Here is a 17343-nt window from a genome sequence, read left to right on the forward strand (position 1 = left end):
TTATTGGTCCTCAGGTTCGGGAACCAGCGAAAGCGTACCTATTTGAACGTTCTTGAAGCGCGGCTCGATGAGTTTCACTTCGCCCGCACGTAGATGGTCAAGGTGCTGCGGCGTGACATTCGCGCCCTGGAGCACGGTGACATATTGCCACTCACCGTCGTCGGCGCGTTTATAGAGGAACGTCCTGTGGTCCCACGGCTGTTGATTGAATTGCAGCACTTCGGCCTGGCCATCGCCGTCCAGGTCGGCCGCCCACATCACGCACCCGTCATCCTGGCACTGACGCTTTTTGCTGTTGAGGCTGACAAATTGCTCGCTGCCGTCCACTTTCGGCCCGACCCATTCAATGTTCACGGGTGTCGGCTCCACTGGCGGGTACGTAAAGGTGGTTTCACCAGGCGTTTGTTTCATCTGGGCGCGCAGCACCTCTCGCGCGGGCGCATCGAGAATTTCATTGCGTTCAAGCCGCTCGGACAATGCCTCGAATTGCTGCCGTCCGGACACGCCGAGCCCGTTGCGCAAGTAGTTGGTATCGAACGTCAACACCGACGTGCGGCCATCGAGCAAGCGTTGCACCTGATCCCGTGCGCTGAACGATTGCGCATTGAGCCAAGGCGTATTGATCAGCACCAACACCACGCACACTGCCAGGGCAAGGGCCGGGTTACTGCGCCGCAGACCCTCCAGCCATGGGGTCTTGCGTTGCGCCACGGCCCACGTCGCAGCCAGGCTATACGCCGCGATGACCGCGACCAGCAACAGGCCGACAAACCGTCGGGGCGACAGGCCGTACTGTTCAACCCGCAGCCAGCTTGAGTACCCGGCCACCGCCACCAACGCCGGCCAGCAAAGCAAACCCGCCTCGACACAGCGCATCAGCCACGCCGGATAAGGCTGAGCCTGACGCCCGTCCTGAAACACCCCATTGAGCAAAAAAAGATAAGTCCCCACCAAACACAACAAAATCGGGGTCGAGTAGCCGGTGGCCCAGATCTGTTGCAAGCCGGTAAAGGGAAGCGTCACGGTAAACAAAACGGTAATGAGCGTGATCATCGGCAACAGAAAATGACACGCCGTGAGGAAGACACCCCGCAGCATGCCGATGACTTTTTCGTTGCGCAGCCCCAGGCGCATGGTAAGGGAAAACACCACCGACCCACTCAGGCAAAAAAACATCGGGGAACTGAACAGCTCGGCAAAGAACCCGATGCCCAGCATGAGAAACAGCTTGCTCCAGAGCAGAAGCAGCAAACCAAATACACTGGTTAGCGTCAGTGCAAAAAACACCACGAACACATGGCTCCAGGCGTACTGGAACAGATCGTCGTAGCGCCAGCTGCGGCCTTCACCGGAAGGCCAACTGGCCAGAAACGCACACACCACGTAACACAGCGGCACGCTGGTCAACAGCCAAGTGTTCGTCAGCCAGTGATTGCCATACTCCATCGCGGACACCAGGACCCAGCTGCTGATTGACATCGTCAACACGCAAAACACCAGCGTCAGCGCCAGAACCCTCGGGTTTCTGAGTTTAGGACCGAGCAATTGCAAAAACAGGCCACCCACCAACACCAGCGTCAGGCTTGCCGCCAGCACCCCCGCGCCCAAGGTCTTGAGTGATTCGAACTGCCAGAACACTAACCCTTGGCACAGGCCGGTCAGCAGGTAAAACCACAACGAACGATTCAACAGCGACATTCCAATTCCTTTTGGTGGGGTTGCGCGAGGCCGGGCAGTTTAGCCAAGCGTCCCGTGCGGTGATATCCCCACAAAGCGATTGCTCACCTACCGATGGTCATCCCACACGTTCCGTCAGCGCTGGATCACCCTTTTCCGGCATTCCCTCCTGACGCCAGCCGTGTAGAATCGCGACATTCATCGCCAGTCATCCCCCGGCGGGTTTATGAGCTCAAGCTGAAGCGCGCGGCGATCCCGCAAAGTTATCGGCAACTTCCGGACACACGGCCATTTCTGAGTGTTCCAGACGTCAATAGAAGCTCACTTCCCTTTTGATACCTGATTAGCCGCCCGGAGTGCTTCATGCCTGATTACCGCTCGAAAACATCCACCCATGGCCGCAACATGGCCGGCGCCCGCGCACTGTGGCGCGCAACGGGGATGAAAGATGACGACTTCAAAAAGCCGATCATCGCCATTGCCAACTCCTTCACCCAGTTCGTACCGGGCCACGTCCACCTCAAGGACCTGGGCCAACTGGTCGCCCGCGAAATCGAACGCGCCGGCGGTGTAGCCAAAGAATTCAACACCATCGCCGTGGATGACGGCATCGCCATGGGCCACGACGGCATGCTGTATTCGCTGCCGAGCCGCGAGATCATCGCCGACTCCGTCGAATACATGGTCAACGCTCACTGCGCCGATGCGATCGTCTGCATCTCCAACTGCGACAAGATCACCCCAGGCATGCTGATGGCTGCCCTGCGCCTGAACATCCCGGTGATCTTCGTTTCCGGCGGCCCGATGGAAGCCGGCAAGACCAAACTGGCCAGCCACGGTCTCGACCTCGTCGACGCCATGGTGATCGCCGCCGATTCCAGCGCTTCTGACGAGAAAGTCGCTGAGTACGAGCGCAGCGCCTGCCCGACCTGCGGTTCGTGCTCCGGCATGTTCACCGCCAACTCGATGAACTGCCTGGTTGAAGCCCTGGGCCTGGCATTACCGGGCAACGGTTCGACCCTCGCGACCCACAGCGACCGCGAACAGCTGTTCCTGCAGGCCGGCCGCACCATCGTCGAGCTGTGCAAGCGTTACTACGGCGACAACGATGAGTCGGTATTGCCGCGCAACATCGCTAACTTCAAGGCGTTCGAAAACGCCATGACCCTGGACATCGCCATGGGCGGTTCCACTAACACGATCCTGCACTTGCTGGCTGCGGCCCAGGAAGCCGAGATCGATTTCGACCTGCGCGACATCGACCGTCTCTCCCGTCACGTACCGCAACTGTGCAAAGTCGCGCCGAACATCCAGAAGTACCACATGGAAGACGTGCACCGCGCCGGCGGGATCTTCAGTATCCTCGGCTCGCTGGCCCGTGGCGGTCTGCTGCACACCGACCTGCCGACCGTGCACAGCAAGACCCTGGCCGAAGGCATCGCCAAGTGGGACATCACCCAGACCGACGACGAAGCGGTGCATCACTTCTTCAAGGCCGGTCCGGCGGGCATCCCGACGCAAACCGCGTTCAGCCAGTCGACCCGTTGGGAAACCCTGGACGACGATCGTGAAAACGGCTGCATCCGTAGCGTCGAACACGCTTACTCGAAAGAAGGCGGCCTGGCCGTTCTCTACGGCAACATCGCGCTGGACGGCTGCGTGGTGAAAACCGCCGGCGTCGACGAGTCGATCCACGTCTTCGAAGGTAACGCGAAGATCTTCGAAAGCCAGGACAGCGCCGTACGCGGCATCCTCGCTGACGAAGTGAAGGCCGGCGACATCGTGATCATTCGTTACGAAGGCCCTAAAGGCGGCCCGGGCATGCAGGAAATGCTGTACCCGACGTCGTACCTGAAATCCAAAGGCCTGGGCAAAGACTGTGCCCTGCTCACCGATGGCCGTTTCTCCGGCGGCACCTCGGGCCTGTCCATCGGTCACGCTTCGCCAGAAGCGGCGGCGGGTGGCGCGATTGGTCTGGTGCAGGATGGCGACAAAGTGCTGATCGACATTCCGAACCGCTCGATCAACCTGTTGATCAGCGACGAAGAAATGGCCGGCCGTCGTGCCGAGCAGGATCAGAAGGGCTGGAAGCCTGTGGAAAAACGTCCACGCAAGGTGACCACCGCACTAAAGGCCTACGCCCTGTTGGCGACCAGCGCCGACAAGGGTGCTGTGCGTAACAAGGCGATGCTCGACGGGCTCTAAGCGTCAGTCGCAGAAATAAAAATGCCCCGCCAAGTGCGGGGCATTTTTGTTGTACTCGGTTAAATGTGGGAGCGGGCTTGCTCGCGAAAGCGGTCTGACACTCAACATTGATGTTGAAAGTTCTGGCCCCTTCGCGAGCAAGCCCGCTCCCACATTTGGATCTTTGGTGCTTACTGGATTTCTTCTGGCTTCACGATCACCCAGTTCTTGTCCGCCGTGACCTGCAACCCTTCCTTGGCCTGAGCTGCGGCGTGCTTGGCCATCATGCCGTTAATCTGGGTCATGTATTTGTCTTTGCGGTTGACCCACAAGTGGATGCCGCCCTTGGCCACATCGACGCTGTGGAACAGCATGAAGCCATCGCTGGTTGGCGTATCACCGCCGACCAGCACCGGTTTTTTCCACTCATCGATGTAAGTCAGGATCGCCGCCTGCTTGCCCGCCATCCAGGTTGCCGGGGTCCACAGGTATGGAGTCAGTTCAAGGCCGAGGTTAGCCTTCTCGTCATACTTGCCCGCGGTGATCTGCTTGCGCGCCGTGGTCAGCTCGCCGGTCTTCGGGTCCTTGAGCAACAAGCTCACGCCGATCACGTTCTGCGGTTTCACGTTGTAGCCGTACTTCGGATCGGCAGCGACCATCCGCACCAGTTCTTCGGAGGCGGCGGTCATCACGTAGACCTCGATGCCGTTCTCCATCAGCTTGTTGTAGAGCTCTTTCTGGCCGGTGAAGATTTTCGGCGGGTTGACGTCGAGTTTCTTGACCACGTCGCCTTCGTAATACGTCGCCGGCACCGGTTTACCGGACGCCATCAGCTCATCGACGTAGCCTTTGAGTTCCTGGAGGGTGAAGCCGGAGAACACTTGAGCAACCCATGGATAGCAGACCATGTCGTCGACTTCGCAGAGGCGATAGTAGTAACTGAACAGGCTTTCCTTGTGGTCGGCAGTGTCTTTGAACGGCATCAGTTTCAGAGAGGGATCGAGTTTCTCGCGGGTGATCAGGCCCTTGTTTTCCATGAACGGCAGCAACGACTCTTCGAGGTCGTAGCGGTAACTGGTGTTGTCCATGTCGAACACCGCGTAGTTACCTTTGTTGGCGTTGGCGGCAATCATTGCGTCCAGCGCCTTGGCCTGATCGGCTGGCCAATGCTTCAAATCCGTGGCGAATACCTGGCCGGCAAGGCCTAGGCAGAGTGCAGCGACCAGAAATTTCGGTGCGAGCTTCATCGGCATACTTCCCTTATTAAAAGACCCTGAATCAAAGAGATCGACGCTATCAAATTAATATGACACCTCTCGTCTACCTGCGACCGCTAACGTGCCTATTGCGCCAGCTGCATCTCTGTCAGCGACACTCGCTTATTCCAAAAACGACAGTATTCAGATGTTTTTGATATTAATTCATTAGATATCAAGCTGTTAGGCTTGCCGGTTCGCGGCTGCCCCGGAAGGTAGCTGGCACAAGTCTTTATCGGAGTTCCAATGAATCTGCCGCTGATCCTCAATCTGCTGGTGTTCCTCGCCCTGCTCTTTGGCCTGGCGCAAACCCGTCACACCACCTGGAGCCTGGCGAAAAAAGTCCTGCTCGCGTTGGTGCTGGGCGTGGTGTTCGGTGTGGCTCTGCACACCGTTTACGGTGCCGGCAACCCGGTACTAAAAGCCTCGATCGGCTGGTTCGATCTGGTGGGCAACGGTTACGTGCAGTTGCTGCAAATGATCGTGATCCCGCTGGTGTTTGCCTCGATCCTCAGCGCCGTGGCCCGTCTGCACAACGCCTCGTCGCTGGGCAAGATCAGCTTCCTGACCATCAGCACGCTGTTGTTCACCACCGCCATCGCGGCGCTGATCGGTATCGGTTTGACCAACCTGTTTGGTCTGACCGCCGAAGGCCTGGTGGCCGGCACTCAGGAAATGGCGCGTCTGCAAACCATCCAGACCGACTACGCGGGCAAGGTTGCCGACCTGAATGTGCCGCAGCTGTTGCTGTCGTTCATTCCACAGAACCCGTTCGCCGACCTCGCTCGCGCGAAGCCGACCTCGATCATCAGCGTGGTGATTTTTGCTGCATTCCTTGGCGTCGCAGCGCTGCAACTGCTGAAAGATGACGTCGAAAAAGGTCAGAAAGTGATCAACGCCATCGACACCCTGCAAGCCTGGGTGATGCGTCTGGTGCGCCTGGTGATGAAGCTGACTCCGTACGGCGTATTGGCGCTGATGACCAAAGTGGTCGCCGGCTCCAACCTGCAAGACATCATCAAACTCGGCAGTTTCGTGGTGGTTTCGTACATCGGGCTGGGCCTGATGTTTGTGGTCCATGGCCTGCTGGTGTCAGCCGCAGGGATCAACCCGCTGCGCTTCTACCGCAAGATCTGGCCGGTGCTGACGTTTGCTTTCACCAGCCGCTCCAGCGCCGCGACCATTCCGCTGAGCATCGAAGCCCAGACCAGCCGTTTGGGTATTCCACAGTCCATCGCCAGTTTCGCCGCGTCGTTTGGCGCGACCATTGGCCAGAACGGTTGTGCTGGTCTGTACCCGGCGATGTTGGCGGTGATGGTTGCGCCGACTGTGGGCATCAACCCGCTGGACCCGCTGTGGATCGCGACGTTGGTGGCGATTGTGACGCTGAGTTCGGCCGGTGTGGCCGGCGTGGGCGGTGGCGCGACGTTTGCCGCGTTGATCGTGTTGCCGGCGATGGGTTTGCCGGTGTCACTGGTGGCGTTGCTGATTTCGGTTGAGCCGCTGATTGATATGGGCCGTACGGCGTTGAACGTGAGTGGTTCGATGACGGCCGGTGCGATCACCAGCCAGATCATGCAGCAGACCGATAAAGAACTGCTGGATGCGGATGAGCATTCGGAGTTGGCTCAGGCTTAAGTAGCGCCTGATAGTCCGCCTTCGCGAGCAAGCCCGCTCCCACATTGGTCCTGCGGTGTACATAGAATTTATGAACACCCGAGATCAACTGTGGGAGCGGGCTTGCTCGCGAAGCTTTTAGGCCTTTTCCCACACTTCGAAGTTGTACGCAGGCTTGTCGCCTTCAGCAGGATTCGGGGTGTTGGACACCAGTTTCCACTGGCCCGGATCAAACTCCGGAAACCACGCATCCCCTTCCGGGCTCAGCGCCACGCGCGTCAAATACAGCCGATCAGCCTGCGCCAACCCTTGCGCATACAACTGCGCGCCGCCAATCAGCATCAGCTCATCGACGCCCTGTTCCCGCGCCCATTCTTCAGCGCGAACCACTGCAGCCTCCAGCGACGGATAAACCTCCGCACCTTCCAACAGCAGATCCACCTGACGGCTGACCACGATGTTCAACCGGCCCGGCAACGGGCGACCGAGGGAATCCCAGGTCTTGCGACCCATGATGATCGGCTTGCCCAGGGTGGTGGCCTTGAAGTATTTGAAGTCCCCCGGCAAGTGCCAAGGCATGCTGTTGTCGACGCCGATCACACGGTTTTCACCGAGGGCTGCAATCAGGCTGAGGGGGAGTGATTTAGTCATGCCGGCGAGGATACCAGAGCCTCCCGTACCCCGATAAGCGCCACAGCGGTTATGCTCACCGTTCAATTGAGCGACGGGATGCCGCGTGACTGAACTGACTCCACTGCAAAACCTCTGGCTGACCGAGACGGTGCGCCTGCGTGAAGAACACGCCGGCCCCCTGGATGATCTGGAAGCCAACCGACTGGCCCGCAGCGCGGGCGGCGATCTGCCGACACGCATTCAACGCCGCGCCCTGTGGCTGGCGGACCGCGATGGACTGACCAGCGCCCTCAAACATTGGCTGCAAGGTGCGCGGCTGGCACTGTTGGTGCTGGCTGTTCTCGCCGTCGCCAGCGGCGCCGGTCTGGCGTTTGCCGCGTTGGGCGACGGACAAACTCCGGTGAATGTGTTCTGGGCCTTGGGCAGCCTGCTCGGCCTCAACCTGATTCTGTTGCTGAGCTGGGCATTGGGCCTGGTCTTCGCTGGCGAACACGGCACCACCCTCGGCCGCTTATGGTTATGGCTCAGCGAAAAACTCGCTCGCGATGCCAAAGCCGCACAACTGGCGCCGGCCCTGCTGCTCTTGCTGCAACGACAGAAACTCAATCGCTGGGCGGTCGGTGTACTGGTCAACGGTTTGTGGTTGTTGGCGATGCTCAGTGCGCTGGTGATGCTGTTGATGCTGATGGCGACCCGGCGTTACGGCTTCGTCTGGGAAACCACGCTCCTGGGCGGCGACACCTTCGTCGCCATGACCCAGGCCCTCGGTGCCCTGCCGGCCATGCTTGGTTTCAACGTACCGACGGTGGAGATGATCCGCGCCAGCGGCGATGCCGCGCTGAACATCGAAAGCGCCCGTCAGGCCTGGGCAACATGGCTGGTCGGCGTGCTGGTGGCCTACGGCGTTTTGCCGCGACTGTCGCTGGCGCTGTTTTGCCTGTGGCGCTGGAAAATCGGGCAAGCGGCATTACGTCTGGATTTGAACCTGCCCGGTTATGCCCAACTGCGCGAACGGTTGATGCCGACCAGTGAACGCCTGGGCATCAGCGACGCTGCGCCAGAGCAATTGCATCGTATTGAAAGCGGAGTCAGCGACCTGCAAAGCGATGGCGCGTTGTTGGTCGCCATCGAGCTGGACGATCAACGCCCCTGGCCGCCGCAATTACCGAAAACCGTGGGCAACGCCGGGATTCTCGACAGTCGCGAATCGCGGCACAAACTCCTCGAACAGCTGAGCCGCTTCCCCCCGGCCCGTCTGGCCATCGCTTGCGATCCGCGACGTTCGCCGGACCGCGGCAGTCTGGCACTGATCGCCGAACTGGCTCGCAGCGCCAGCGCCACCCGCGTCTGGCTGCTGCAAGCACCGCCGGGCGAAGCGCTGGATGCCGAACGGCTGGGCGACTGGCACGTGGCGTTGCAGCAGCTGGACTTGCCGTTCGCCGATTGCGCGCCATTGAACTGGCTGGAGAGCGGTCATGACTAATCCATGGAAAGCGCCCTTGAAGCTCGCGGTAGTCGGCCACACCAACGTCGGTAAAACCTCATTACTGCGCACCCTGACCCGCGATGTCGGTTTCGGTGAGGTGTCTCATCGCCCGAGCACCACACGACACGTCGAAGGCGCGCGGTTGTCGGTAGATGGCGAGCCTTTGCTCGACCTCTACGACACCCCCGGCCTGGAAGACGCGATCGCCCTGCTCGACTACCTCGAACGTCTGGAACGACCGGGTGAACGCCTGGACGGTCCGGCGCGTCTGGCGCGCTTTCTTGAGGGCAGCGAAGCCCGGCAGCGTTTCGAACAGGAAGCCAAGGTGCTGCGGCAACTGCTGACCTGCGACGCCGGTCTCTACGTGATCGACGCCCGGGAACCGGTGCTGGCCAAGTACCACGACGAACTGGAAGTGTTGGCCAGCTGCGGCAAACCGCTGCTGCCAGTATTGAATTTTGTCAGCAGCGCCAACCACCGCGAGCCGGATTGGCGCGAAGCGTTGGCACGCCTCGGCTTGCATGCACTGGTGCGTTTCGACAGCGTTGCGCCGCCGGAAGATGGCGAACGGCGACTCTATGAGAGCCTCGCGCTGTTGCTGGAAAACGCCCGCCCGCAACTGGAACGCCTGATCGCCGATCAACAAGCCCAACGCCAGGCCCGGCAACAGAGTGCGGCGCGGCTGATTGCAGAATTACTGATCGACTGCGCCGCGTGCCGGCGCAGCGTGGTCAGCGAAGCCGAGCAAGAACAGCAGGCCATCAATGAACTGCGCAAAGCGGTTCGACAACGGGAACAACGCTGCGTCGAAGCGCTGCTCAAGCTCTACGCCTTCCGTCCACAGGACGCGGCGGCCAGTGATCTGCCACTGCTCGATGGCCGCTGGGGTGACGACCTGTTCAACCCGGAAACCCTGAAACAGCTCGGCGTGCGAGTCGGTGGCGGTATCGCGGCCGGCGCGGCAGCCGGGGCCGGGGTCGATTTGTTGGTGGGCGGGCTGACCCTTGGCGCAGCGGCACTCGCCGGCGCAATTGCCGGCGGCGCCCTGCAAACCGCGCGCAGTTATGGCAGCCGCTTGCTGGGCAAGATCAAAGGCCAGCGAGAGCTGACCGTCGATGACAGCGTGCTGCGGCTATTGGCATTGCGTCAGCGGCAACTGCTGCAAGCCCTGAACCAGCGCGGGCATGCGGCGATGGACAGCATTCAGGTGGCCAAGCCCCAGGACAAGACCTGGCGCGAAGGTAAACTGCCCGAACCGTTGAACAAGGCCCGAGCGCATCCACAGTGGTCGTCGCTCAATGCGCATCCGAAGTTGAATCAGGCGGAGCGACAGGAGCAGGTGGAGGTGCTGGCGCAGCAGCTGTAAACCTTGGTGACTGAGGTGTTTGGGCTGGCCCCATCGCGAGCAAGCTCGCTCCCACATTGAAATGCGTTCGTCTGTGGGAGCGAGCCTGCTCGCGAAGGCAGCGCCTCGGTCTCGCTGCGTCAGCTACCAGCCGAGCTTCAAAAATTCTCGCACCAGCGACGCGACTCGTCGCCGATCCGTGCGATCAGCACGCCCGTCGTTGTCCACATCCGAACTCAATATCAGCTCAAAATCCCCATCATTATCAAGATCACGGGCAGCTGCTTTATAGGCAATCGTCTGCCCTGCATGAAAATGCAGTCGCACTGTTTCCGGCGTGCCATCACCGCCTGGATTTTCCGAGAAGATCCGTAAGTGGCGCTCCTCGCCTTGCCCCTCGTTGTACCAGGCACACTTCAAATACGTCTTGCCGAAGGTCTTGAGCCACCGAAGTTCAGCGTCCGTTGCCTCACGCTGTAAATGATCACTTTCAGAAAACCGGTAACGCACGATTCCATCCTGCCCTTGACCGATCGGCGCTTGGGCGATCACTTTCAAGTAACGCGTCCTCGCGCTCACTTCCATTTGAACTTCAGGTAAGTGGCGCTCAGCAACGACACCAAACCACGGTCCAGTGCATCAATATCGCCATCGTTATCCACATCAAAGTGGATCGACCAGTCCAGTGTGCCGTTGTTATCCGTGTCGTAGGCAGCCGCAGTGCGGGTCAACGTCTTGTCGGTCGGTTTCCCGTTGCCTTCGTGAAAATGCAAACGCACGGTATCCGGGCTGCCATCTTCGGCAAAATCCTCGGCGAAGATCTTCAGATAGCGTTTTGTGGAAGCACCGGGATTGAACCAGTTGAGTTTGAGACAGGCATTGGCGAAGGTTTTCAGCAGACGCTGGTCCACACTGTTTTCCCTGCCGTCATTAGTGACATCGCCCATTTTGTAATCGACGTTGCCATCGGCGTCGAAATCCAGAGCAAAGGCTTTGTTGACCAGAACATCTTCGCCTGGCGTACAAGCAGATTCATAGAACTGCAGTAACACAGAGTCTGCCAGGCCGTTGCCGATTCGATCCTGAACGGTGACTTTCAAATAGCGCATGAGCATTCCTTGCCAATTAAAGAAGCTCAAACACTAACGACTCCACCGCGTTGCGCGCCATGGCGCCAATTCGCCGCGAGGGGTAGGGAATTTCGCTAAACATTGCCCGTAGAGTGATCAGTGAACGAAGGGCATTCCCCCTGGACCAGTAGCGCCGCTGCTTTCACCTTCAGCACTTCAAGATCAATCAGCGGCACATTCATCTCCTTGGCTTGTTCATCCCACTGACGCATGCGCAAACTGACCCCACATAACGGATCGCGCTCGAACGCCTCAGCCTCGCCAACCGTCATCACACCGCCCTGATACTCCAGCGTGCGGCGACTGGCTTCACTCAAGCGCTCGTAGTACCCAGGCTCTTTCAGCGTCAGGTAACGCTTGGCCTGAACGTGATGTTCCACCAGCCGCGCCATGCGTTCGCTGAAACCTGCGCGGCGCAAATAATCCGCGCCTAACCGCTCGTGACTGACCACGCCGAAGCCGCCCATGTTCTCGGCGCTCTCTGCGCAGATATGCCCGATGTCATGGAAGAACGCGGCCAGCACCACTTCATCATCGAAACCCTCGGCCATGGCCAGTTCGGCGGCCTGGGACATGTGCTCGATCTGCGACACCGGCTCGCCGATGTAATCGCTGTCGCCAAAGCGCTCGTACAGCGCGAATACCTCGGCGATCACTTGCTCATTGCGGTCCATCAACGCTCTCCCAACAACGCCGCTACATTACGTTCAGCCATCGCCGGCCCGACGCTCATGCCGACACCGGTATGCATCAGTGCCACGCTCACACCCGGCATCGGCCGAAGGAACGAGAACGGCCCCGGTCCACGAGAACCATAGACACCCTGCCAGCGTTCCACCACTTGCACCTTGCAGCCCAGGGTGTGTTCCGCGAGCTCAATCATCCAGTTGTCCACCTGCTCGGCGTTGAACGGCGACGGGTCGCTGCCGTAATGGTGTGAGTCGCCGATGATCAATTCGCCATAAGGTGTTGGGCTGATCAGCAGGTGAATGCCGTTTTCATGCAGGTGCGGTTCGTCTCGCAGAATCTGCGCCTGCACCGCCGCCGCTTCCGGCAGATCGGCGAAGGCGCCGTAGTGCACGCAGCTCAAACCGGTGAGCAACGCGTGTTGCAGGTTGAGGTTGATTTGCGGTCGAGCGCGGAGCATTTGCAGGCGGCAGATTTGCGGGTTGAGTTCGGCGATCGGCTCGGCCAGCAGCGTCTGATAATCGTGGCCGGAACAGACGATGATCTGTTCGGCGCTGAAGGATCCGGCGGTGCTGTGCAAGCGGCCGGGCTCGATGTCGCGCGCCAAGGTGGAGAAGTGAAACGCGACGCCGAGTTCGCGGCGCAGGTAGTCGATCAGCGCTGGAATCGCTTCGCGGGAATACAGTTGCTGATCGTCCATGCCGTGCAACGCGGCGCGGTGATGGCTGAATTGGCCGCGGTACAAATCGCGCAATGCAGCGCCGCGCAGCAGGTCGACGCGGTAACCGTGTTCCACGGCGCGACCGGCGCAGAAGGCTTCCAGCAGGTGTTCTTCGGCTTCGGTGCGGGCAAACAGGTACGAGCCGTTGCGCTTGAGCTGCAAGCCGGCGAGTTGCGCCCATTGGCCCCATATTTCGCGACTGGCTTTGGCCAGCTCCAGCATCGGGCCCGGTGGCTGGCCTGTTACCAGTGCCTGACCGAAGTTGCGTACCGATGCGCCTAAAGGCGTTTCGCTGCGTTCGAAAACGGTGACTTTCAGACCGCGCCTGGCAGCGGCGTAAGCGTGGGACAGGCCGAGAATGCCGGCGCCGACGATCAGCATGTCGTTGTTGTGTGTCATGAAGATAATCCCGCTTTTTGTGGCGAGGGAGCTTGCTCCCGCTGGGGCGCGTAGCGGCCCCCCTCTCTATCTGAAAAGAAGGGGCCTGCTGCGCAGTCCAGCGGGAGCAAGCTCCCTCGCCACAAGGTGTGAGTCAGTTACTTGGCAGCCACTTTCTCGGACTTGCCGTCATAGCGTTTGCGCCACTCGGTCAGGATTTCGTCGCGATTCTTCGACGCCCAGGCGAAGTCGTTCTTGATCAATCGCTGCTCATAATCCGCCGGCAATTCAGTCTGCGGCTTGGCAATACCCGGTTGCGCGAGCACGGCGAAGTTCTCTTTATAAAGCTCCATCGCCGCTGGACTGGCAGAGAAGTCAGCCAGTTTCTTCGCGGCCTCTTCGTGCGGCGTGCCCTTGATCACAGCAGTCGCTTCGATCTCCCAGCCCAGACCTTCTTTCGGCAGGATGATGTCCAGCGGCGCGCCTTGGCGTTTCAGCTGAACGGCCGGGTATTCAAAGGAAATGCCGATCGGGAATTCACCGGCCGCCGCTAATTTGCACGGCTTGGAACCGGAGTGAACGTACTGGCCGATGTTCTGGTGCAGGTCGTCCATGTACTGCCAGCCCTGCTTCTCGCCGAAGGTTTGCAGCCAGGCACTGACGTCAAGGAAACCGGTACCGGACGAGGCCGGGTTCGGCATCACGATCTTGCCTTTGTACTCAGGCTTGGTCAGGTCCTGCCAGCTAACGGGTTTGCTCAGGCCCTGCTTTTCGGCTTCGACGGTGTTGAAGCAAATGGTCGCGGCCCAGACGTCCATGCCGACCCAGGCTGGCGGGTTGGCGGCGTCGCGGTAGTTGCCGCCGATCTTGCCCAGGTCCTTCGGCGCGTAGCTTTGCAGCATGCCTTGCTGATCGAGGATCGCCAGGCTTGAAGCCGCCAGGCCCCAGACTGCGTCAGCCTGCGGACGGGCTTTTTCAGCCAGCAGTTTGGCGGTGATGATGCCGGTGGAATCGCGCACCCACTTGATCTCGACGTCCGGGTTGGCCTTTTCGAAAGCCTCTTTATAGGTCTTCAGTTGTTCGGCTTCGAGGGCGGTGTACACCGTCAACTCGGTTTTCGCCGCGAAGGCGTTCAGGCTGAAAGCGGTGAGGACAGCAGCGGCCAGGGCCAGGGGCTTGAACATGATCTTTTCCTGTTTTTGAGTTGAGGGGCTTTCTGTTTTAGGAGCAGCGAATCAATTGCCTGGCGCGGTCTGCCGCCAGGCCTGGGAGCGGCGCAACAAACCGCGCGACGCCCAGGCCAGCAGCAGGGACACGCCCGCCGAGGTGAACAGAATCAAAGTCGACATCGCCGCCGCGCCGCCGACGTTGCCGGCATCGTCCATGTTCAGCACCGCCACCGCCGCGAGGATGGTGTCGGGGCTGTAGAGGAAGATCGCCGCCGAAACGGTGGTCATGGCCGAGACGAACAGGTAGCGCACGATGTCCAGCAGCGCCGGCAGACAGATCGGCACGGTGACGCGCAGGTAATGCCGATACAGCGGCGCCTTGAGCGACAGCGCAGCGGCTTCGAATTCGGCATCGAGTTGGCGCAGCGCGGTGGTGGCGGTCATTTGCGCGGTGGTCAAATAGTGAGCAATGGTGCAGACCACCAGCAGGGTCATGGTCCCGTAGAGCACATGCAGCGGGTTGCCGGTGAGGTTGAAGAAGAAGACGTAACCCAGGCCCAGCACCAGACCCGGCACCGCCATCGGTACGAAACTGAGCATGCGCAGTGTCAGATTCAGCCCGCGCTGACCCTTGGTTTTTTCCATCAGGTACGCGCCGGTGAAGATCAGCACGCTGCCGATCAGCGCCGTGCACAACGCCATCTTCACGCTGTTGCCGTAGGCCAGCCAGCCACCGCCCGCCGTGTCGTTGAACTGGTAATGATTGAGCGACAGCGACAGGTTGTACGGCCAGAATTTCACCAGCGACGAATACACCGCCATGCCGAACACCAGCAGCAACACCGCGCAGATCAGCAGCACGATGGCCAGGTAGCAACCGTCCCGCAGTTTCGACGGCGCCGGTTGAAAGACCTGCGCCCGGCCGCTCATGGAGTCGCCGTGACGGCGACGCAACCAGGCGTCGACCCCGAAGCTGAACAGCGCTGGCAGCAGCAGGACCATGCCGATCAACGCGCCGCGACCGAACTGTTGCTGGCCAACCACGGCTTTGTAGGCTTCCAGCGCCAGCACCTGATAATCGCCACCGACCACCACGGGCACGCCGAAGTCGGTGATGGTCAAGGTGAACACCAGGCAGAACGCCGCGAACACAGCCTGACGCGTTGCCGGCCAAGTGATGCTGCGAAAGGCCTTCGCCGGACTCGCGCCCATGCTGGAGGCAGCATCGAAGAGTCGCGCATCCGCCAGGGACAGCGCCGACAGTAAAATCATCAACGCGTGTGGGAAGGTGTAGATGACCTCGCCCAGAACAATGCCCCAGAAGCCGTAGATATTGTCCGAGAGCAAACCGCGCAGCATGCCTTGGTTGCCGAACAGATAAACCAGCGCAATACCCGGCAACATCGACGGCGCCATCAGCGGCAACAGCGACATGCCGCGCCAAATGCCTTTGCCTGGAATCAATGTGCGTTGCAGCGCGTAGGCAAACAGGTAGGCCAGCGGTACGACAATCGCTGCGACGCTGAGGGAAACCTTCAGGCTGTTGCCCAGCAACCAATGGAAATTGGCACTGGTCACCAGTTCACGGGCGGCCACCAGACCGCCGCCCTGCCCGGCTTCCGAGCTGAAGCCGCGCCAGAAGATCGCCAGCAACGGCATCAGTACCGCAACGCCGAGCAACACCAGCAAAAGGACTTTGCCTCCGACCACGAACACCCGATCGCCGATTTCGGCACGGGAGGTCTGCCGAACCTGCTTGTGCGGTATCGGCAGCGCGAGGTTCGCGCTCATCAGGCAAACACCTGCAGGCTGCGTGGTGGCAAGGCGACCATGATCTGTTGCGCGCCGAGGCGTGGCATGGCTTCCGGCGCGAGCTCGGCCAGCAATGCGTGGCCTGGCAGTTGGTCGAGTTCAAAGCTCATACGGCAGCGGTTGCCGAGGAAGGTGATTTCGCGAACCTTGGCCGGGAACAGGTTTTCTTCGTGCACGGGCGGGTTGACGTTGATCGCTTCCGGGCGGCAGAACAAACGTCCGGACGCGGTTTTGGCGCTGCCGTCGGCCAGGCGCATGTTCATACCGCCGACCTGGGCATGGCTGTCGCTGCTGCGCTGGAATGGCAGCCAGTTGCCCTGACCGACGAATTCCGCCACAAACGGTGTGGCCGGGCGGTCGTAGATTTCCTGCGGCGTAGCGTATTGCTCGACCTTGCCGTTGTTCATCACGGCGATCCGGTCGGCCATCAGCATGGCTTCGTCCTGATTGTGCGTGACCATGAGGGTGGTGATGCCGAGGTTGCGCTGCAGTTGGCGCAATTCGGTGCACAGATGCTCGCGGACCCGGGCGTCGAGCGCCGACATCGGTTCGTCCAGCAGCAGCAACGAAGGCGCCGGCGCCAAGGCCCGAGCCAGTGCGACGCGCTGCTGTTGGCCGCCGGACAATTGGCCGGGGTACTTTTTCTCACTGCCGATCAGGCCGACCAGTTCCAGCATCTGACCGACACGCTTGCGCACTTCATCGCGACCACTGCCGGCGAGGCCGTAGGCGATGTTCGCTTCGACGGTGAGATTGGGAAACAGCGCGTAGGACTGAAACAGAATGCCATAGTCCCGAGCCTGAGGCGCCAGGTGGGAAACGTCGCGATCGCCGAGGTACAACTCGCCGCTGTCCTGCTTCTCAAGACCGGCGATGCAGCGCAGCAAGGTGGTTTTTCCGCAGCCCGACGGACCGAGCAAACACACCAGTTCGCCGGCCGCCACGTCGAGGGAAACGTTATCCAGCGCGGTGAAGGCGCCGAAGCGTTTCTGCACGCCACGCACTTTCATCGGGGCGCCGGGGTTGGTCAGGGCAGTTGCGATCGAGTGGTTCATGGACAGACCTCATCAAGCAGATGAAGGCCATCCTGGACTTGTAATGCGTCCGTCATGTGGCAGTGAGGCAAAAACGGCTGATAGTGGTATTCAGGGATTTTGGTTGGATGGAACGAACAATGAATAACCTGTGGCGAGGGAGCTTGCTCCCGTTGGGCTGCGAAGCGGCCCCTCTCTCTACCTGAAAAGAAGG

14 protein-coding genes are annotated in these 17343 nt (G+C 60.3%); 4 read left to right on the forward strand and 10 right to left on the reverse strand.

All coding sequences use genetic code 11. The annotated features are described in order from the left end of the window. Positions 1-1698 (reverse strand): DUF4153 domain-containing protein, encoded by a 1698-nt coding sequence (locus tag KGB23_RS00075; RefSeq protein ID WP_223429454.1) that lies wholly within the window; start codon positions 1696-1698, stop codon positions 1-3. A 342-nt stretch (positions 1699-2040) separates the two neighbouring features. Between KGB23_RS00075 and ilvD the strand changes: the two genes are divergently transcribed. Next, entirely contained in the window at positions 2041-3882 is a 1842-nt protein-coding gene (gene ilvD / locus KGB23_RS00080) for a dihydroxy-acid dehydratase (RefSeq protein ID WP_150658348.1), read from the forward strand. Between the two features lie 170 nt (positions 3883-4052). Here the strand turns inward: ilvD and KGB23_RS00085 are convergent, their stop codons facing one another. Beyond that, positions 4053-5108: a haloacid dehalogenase-like hydrolase gene (locus tag KGB23_RS00085; RefSeq protein WP_223429455.1), complete on the reverse strand. Its 1056-nt coding sequence runs from the start codon at positions 5106-5108 to the stop codon at positions 4053-4055. 255 nt (positions 5109-5363) lie between these two features. Between KGB23_RS00085 and KGB23_RS00090 the strand changes: the two genes are divergently transcribed. Next, positions 5364-6755: an L-cystine transporter gene (locus tag KGB23_RS00090; protein WP_223429456.1), complete on the forward strand. Its 1392-nt coding sequence runs from the start codon at positions 5364-5366 to the stop codon at positions 6753-6755. Positions 6756-6872: 117 nt separating this feature from the next. On the opposite strand, the gene KGB23_RS00095 is transcribed toward KGB23_RS00090, so the two are convergent. Next, entirely contained in the window at positions 6873-7385 is a 513-nt protein-coding gene (locus KGB23_RS00095) for a dihydrofolate reductase (protein WP_223429457.1), read from the reverse strand. A gap of 85 nt (positions 7386-7470) precedes the next feature. On the opposite strand from KGB23_RS00095, the gene KGB23_RS00100 reads away from it, so the two are divergent. Together KGB23_RS00100 and KGB23_RS00105 are read left to right on the forward strand one after the other, a co-directional pair. Then, positions 7471-8850: a DUF2868 domain-containing protein gene (locus KGB23_RS00100; protein ID WP_223429458.1), complete on the forward strand. Its 1380-nt coding sequence runs from the start codon at positions 7471-7473 to the stop codon at positions 8848-8850. Beyond that, entirely contained in the window at positions 8843-10219 is a 1377-nt protein-coding gene (locus tag KGB23_RS00105; RefSeq protein WP_223429459.1) for a GTPase/DUF3482 domain-containing protein, read from the forward strand. Before KGB23_RS00100 ends, KGB23_RS00105 begins: the two co-directional genes overlap by 8 nt. Before the next feature lie 123 nt (positions 10220-10342). Here the strand turns inward: KGB23_RS00105 and KGB23_RS00110 are convergent, their stop codons facing one another. The 7 genes from KGB23_RS00110 to KGB23_RS00140 form a co-directional block, all read right to left on the reverse strand. Continuing rightward, entirely contained in the window at positions 10343-10750 is a 408-nt protein-coding gene (locus KGB23_RS00110) for a hypothetical protein (RefSeq protein ID WP_223429610.1), read from the reverse strand. Between the two features lie 23 nt (positions 10751-10773). Continuing rightward, positions 10774-11307, reverse strand: a complete 534-nt coding sequence (locus KGB23_RS00115) for a hypothetical protein (protein WP_223429460.1) — start codon at positions 11305-11307, stop codon at positions 10774-10776. Between the two features lie 95 nt (positions 11308-11402). Continuing rightward, on the reverse strand, positions 11403-12002 hold the full coding sequence (locus KGB23_RS00120) for a phosphonate degradation HD-domain oxygenase (RefSeq protein WP_223429461.1): 600 nt from the start codon (positions 12000-12002) through the stop codon (positions 11403-11405). Next, entirely contained in the window at positions 12002-13135 is a 1134-nt protein-coding gene (locus KGB23_RS00125) for a TIGR03364 family FAD-dependent oxidoreductase (protein WP_223429462.1), read from the reverse strand. Before KGB23_RS00125 ends, KGB23_RS00120 begins: the two co-directional genes overlap by 1 nt. Before the next feature lie 137 nt (positions 13136-13272). Continuing rightward, a complete protein-coding gene (locus tag KGB23_RS00130) occupies positions 13273-14298 on the reverse strand; it encodes a putative 2-aminoethylphosphonate ABC transporter substrate-binding protein (protein ID WP_150659029.1) in 1026 nt (341 codons plus the stop codon). Between the two features lie 51 nt (positions 14299-14349). After that, positions 14350-16074: a putative 2-aminoethylphosphonate ABC transporter permease subunit gene (locus KGB23_RS00135; protein WP_223429463.1), complete on the reverse strand. Its 1725-nt coding sequence runs from the start codon at positions 16072-16074 to the stop codon at positions 14350-14352. Further along, positions 16074-17150: a putative 2-aminoethylphosphonate ABC transporter ATP-binding protein gene (locus KGB23_RS00140; protein ID WP_095127046.1), complete on the reverse strand. Its 1077-nt coding sequence runs from the start codon at positions 17148-17150 to the stop codon at positions 16074-16076. The genes KGB23_RS00135 and KGB23_RS00140 overlap by 1 nt, the downstream gene beginning before the upstream one ends. Between the last annotated feature and the right edge of the window lie 193 nt (positions 17151-17343).

The sequence above is a fragment of the Pseudomonas sp. GL-B-26 genome (assembly GCF_019947405.1).
Taxonomy (GTDB): Bacteria; Pseudomonadota; Gammaproteobacteria; order Pseudomonadales; family Pseudomonadaceae; genus Aquipseudomonas.

What these genes read in the sequence shown, in the direction of transcription:
- KGB23_RS00075 (WP_223429454.1), bottom strand. Translation starts at nt 1,698, where the DNA reads ATGTCGCTGTTGAATCGTTCGTTGTGGTTTTACCTGCTGACCGGCCTG.
- ilvD (WP_150658348.1), top strand. Translation starts at nt 2,041, where the DNA reads ATGCCTGATTACCGCTCGAAAACATCCACCCATGGCCGCAACATGGCC.
- KGB23_RS00085 (WP_223429455.1), bottom strand. Translation starts at nt 5,108, where the DNA reads ATGAAGCTCGCACCGAAATTTCTGGTCGCTGCACTCTGCCTAGGCCTT.
- KGB23_RS00090 (WP_223429456.1), top strand. Translation starts at nt 5,364, where the DNA reads ATGAATCTGCCGCTGATCCTCAATCTGCTGGTGTTCCTCGCCCTGCTC.
- KGB23_RS00095 (WP_223429457.1), bottom strand. Translation starts at nt 7,385, where the DNA reads ATGACTAAATCACTCCCCCTCAGCCTGATTGCAGCCCTCGGTGAAAAC.
- KGB23_RS00105 (WP_223429459.1), top strand. Translation starts at nt 8,843, where the DNA reads ATGACTAATCCATGGAAAGCGCCCTTGAAGCTCGCGGTAGTCGGCCAC.
- KGB23_RS00115 (WP_223429460.1), bottom strand. Translation starts at nt 11,307, where the DNA reads ATGCGCTATTTGAAAGTCACCGTTCAGGATCGAATCGGCAACGGCCTG.
- KGB23_RS00120 (WP_223429461.1), bottom strand. Translation starts at nt 12,002, where the DNA reads ATGGACCGCAATGAGCAAGTGATCGCCGAGGTATTCGCGCTGTACGAG.
- KGB23_RS00125 (WP_223429462.1), bottom strand. Translation starts at nt 13,135, where the DNA reads ATGACACACAACAACGACATGCTGATCGTCGGCGCCGGCATTCTCGGC.
- KGB23_RS00130 (WP_150659029.1), bottom strand. Translation starts at nt 14,298, where the DNA reads ATGTTCAAGCCCCTGGCCCTGGCCGCTGCTGTCCTCACCGCTTTCAGC.
- KGB23_RS00135 (WP_223429463.1), bottom strand. Translation starts at nt 16,074, where the DNA reads ATGAGCGCGAACCTCGCGCTGCCGATACCGCACAAGCAGGTTCGGCAG.
- KGB23_RS00140 (WP_095127046.1), bottom strand. Translation starts at nt 17,150, where the DNA reads ATGAACCACTCGATCGCAACTGCCCTGACCAACCCCGGCGCCCCGATG.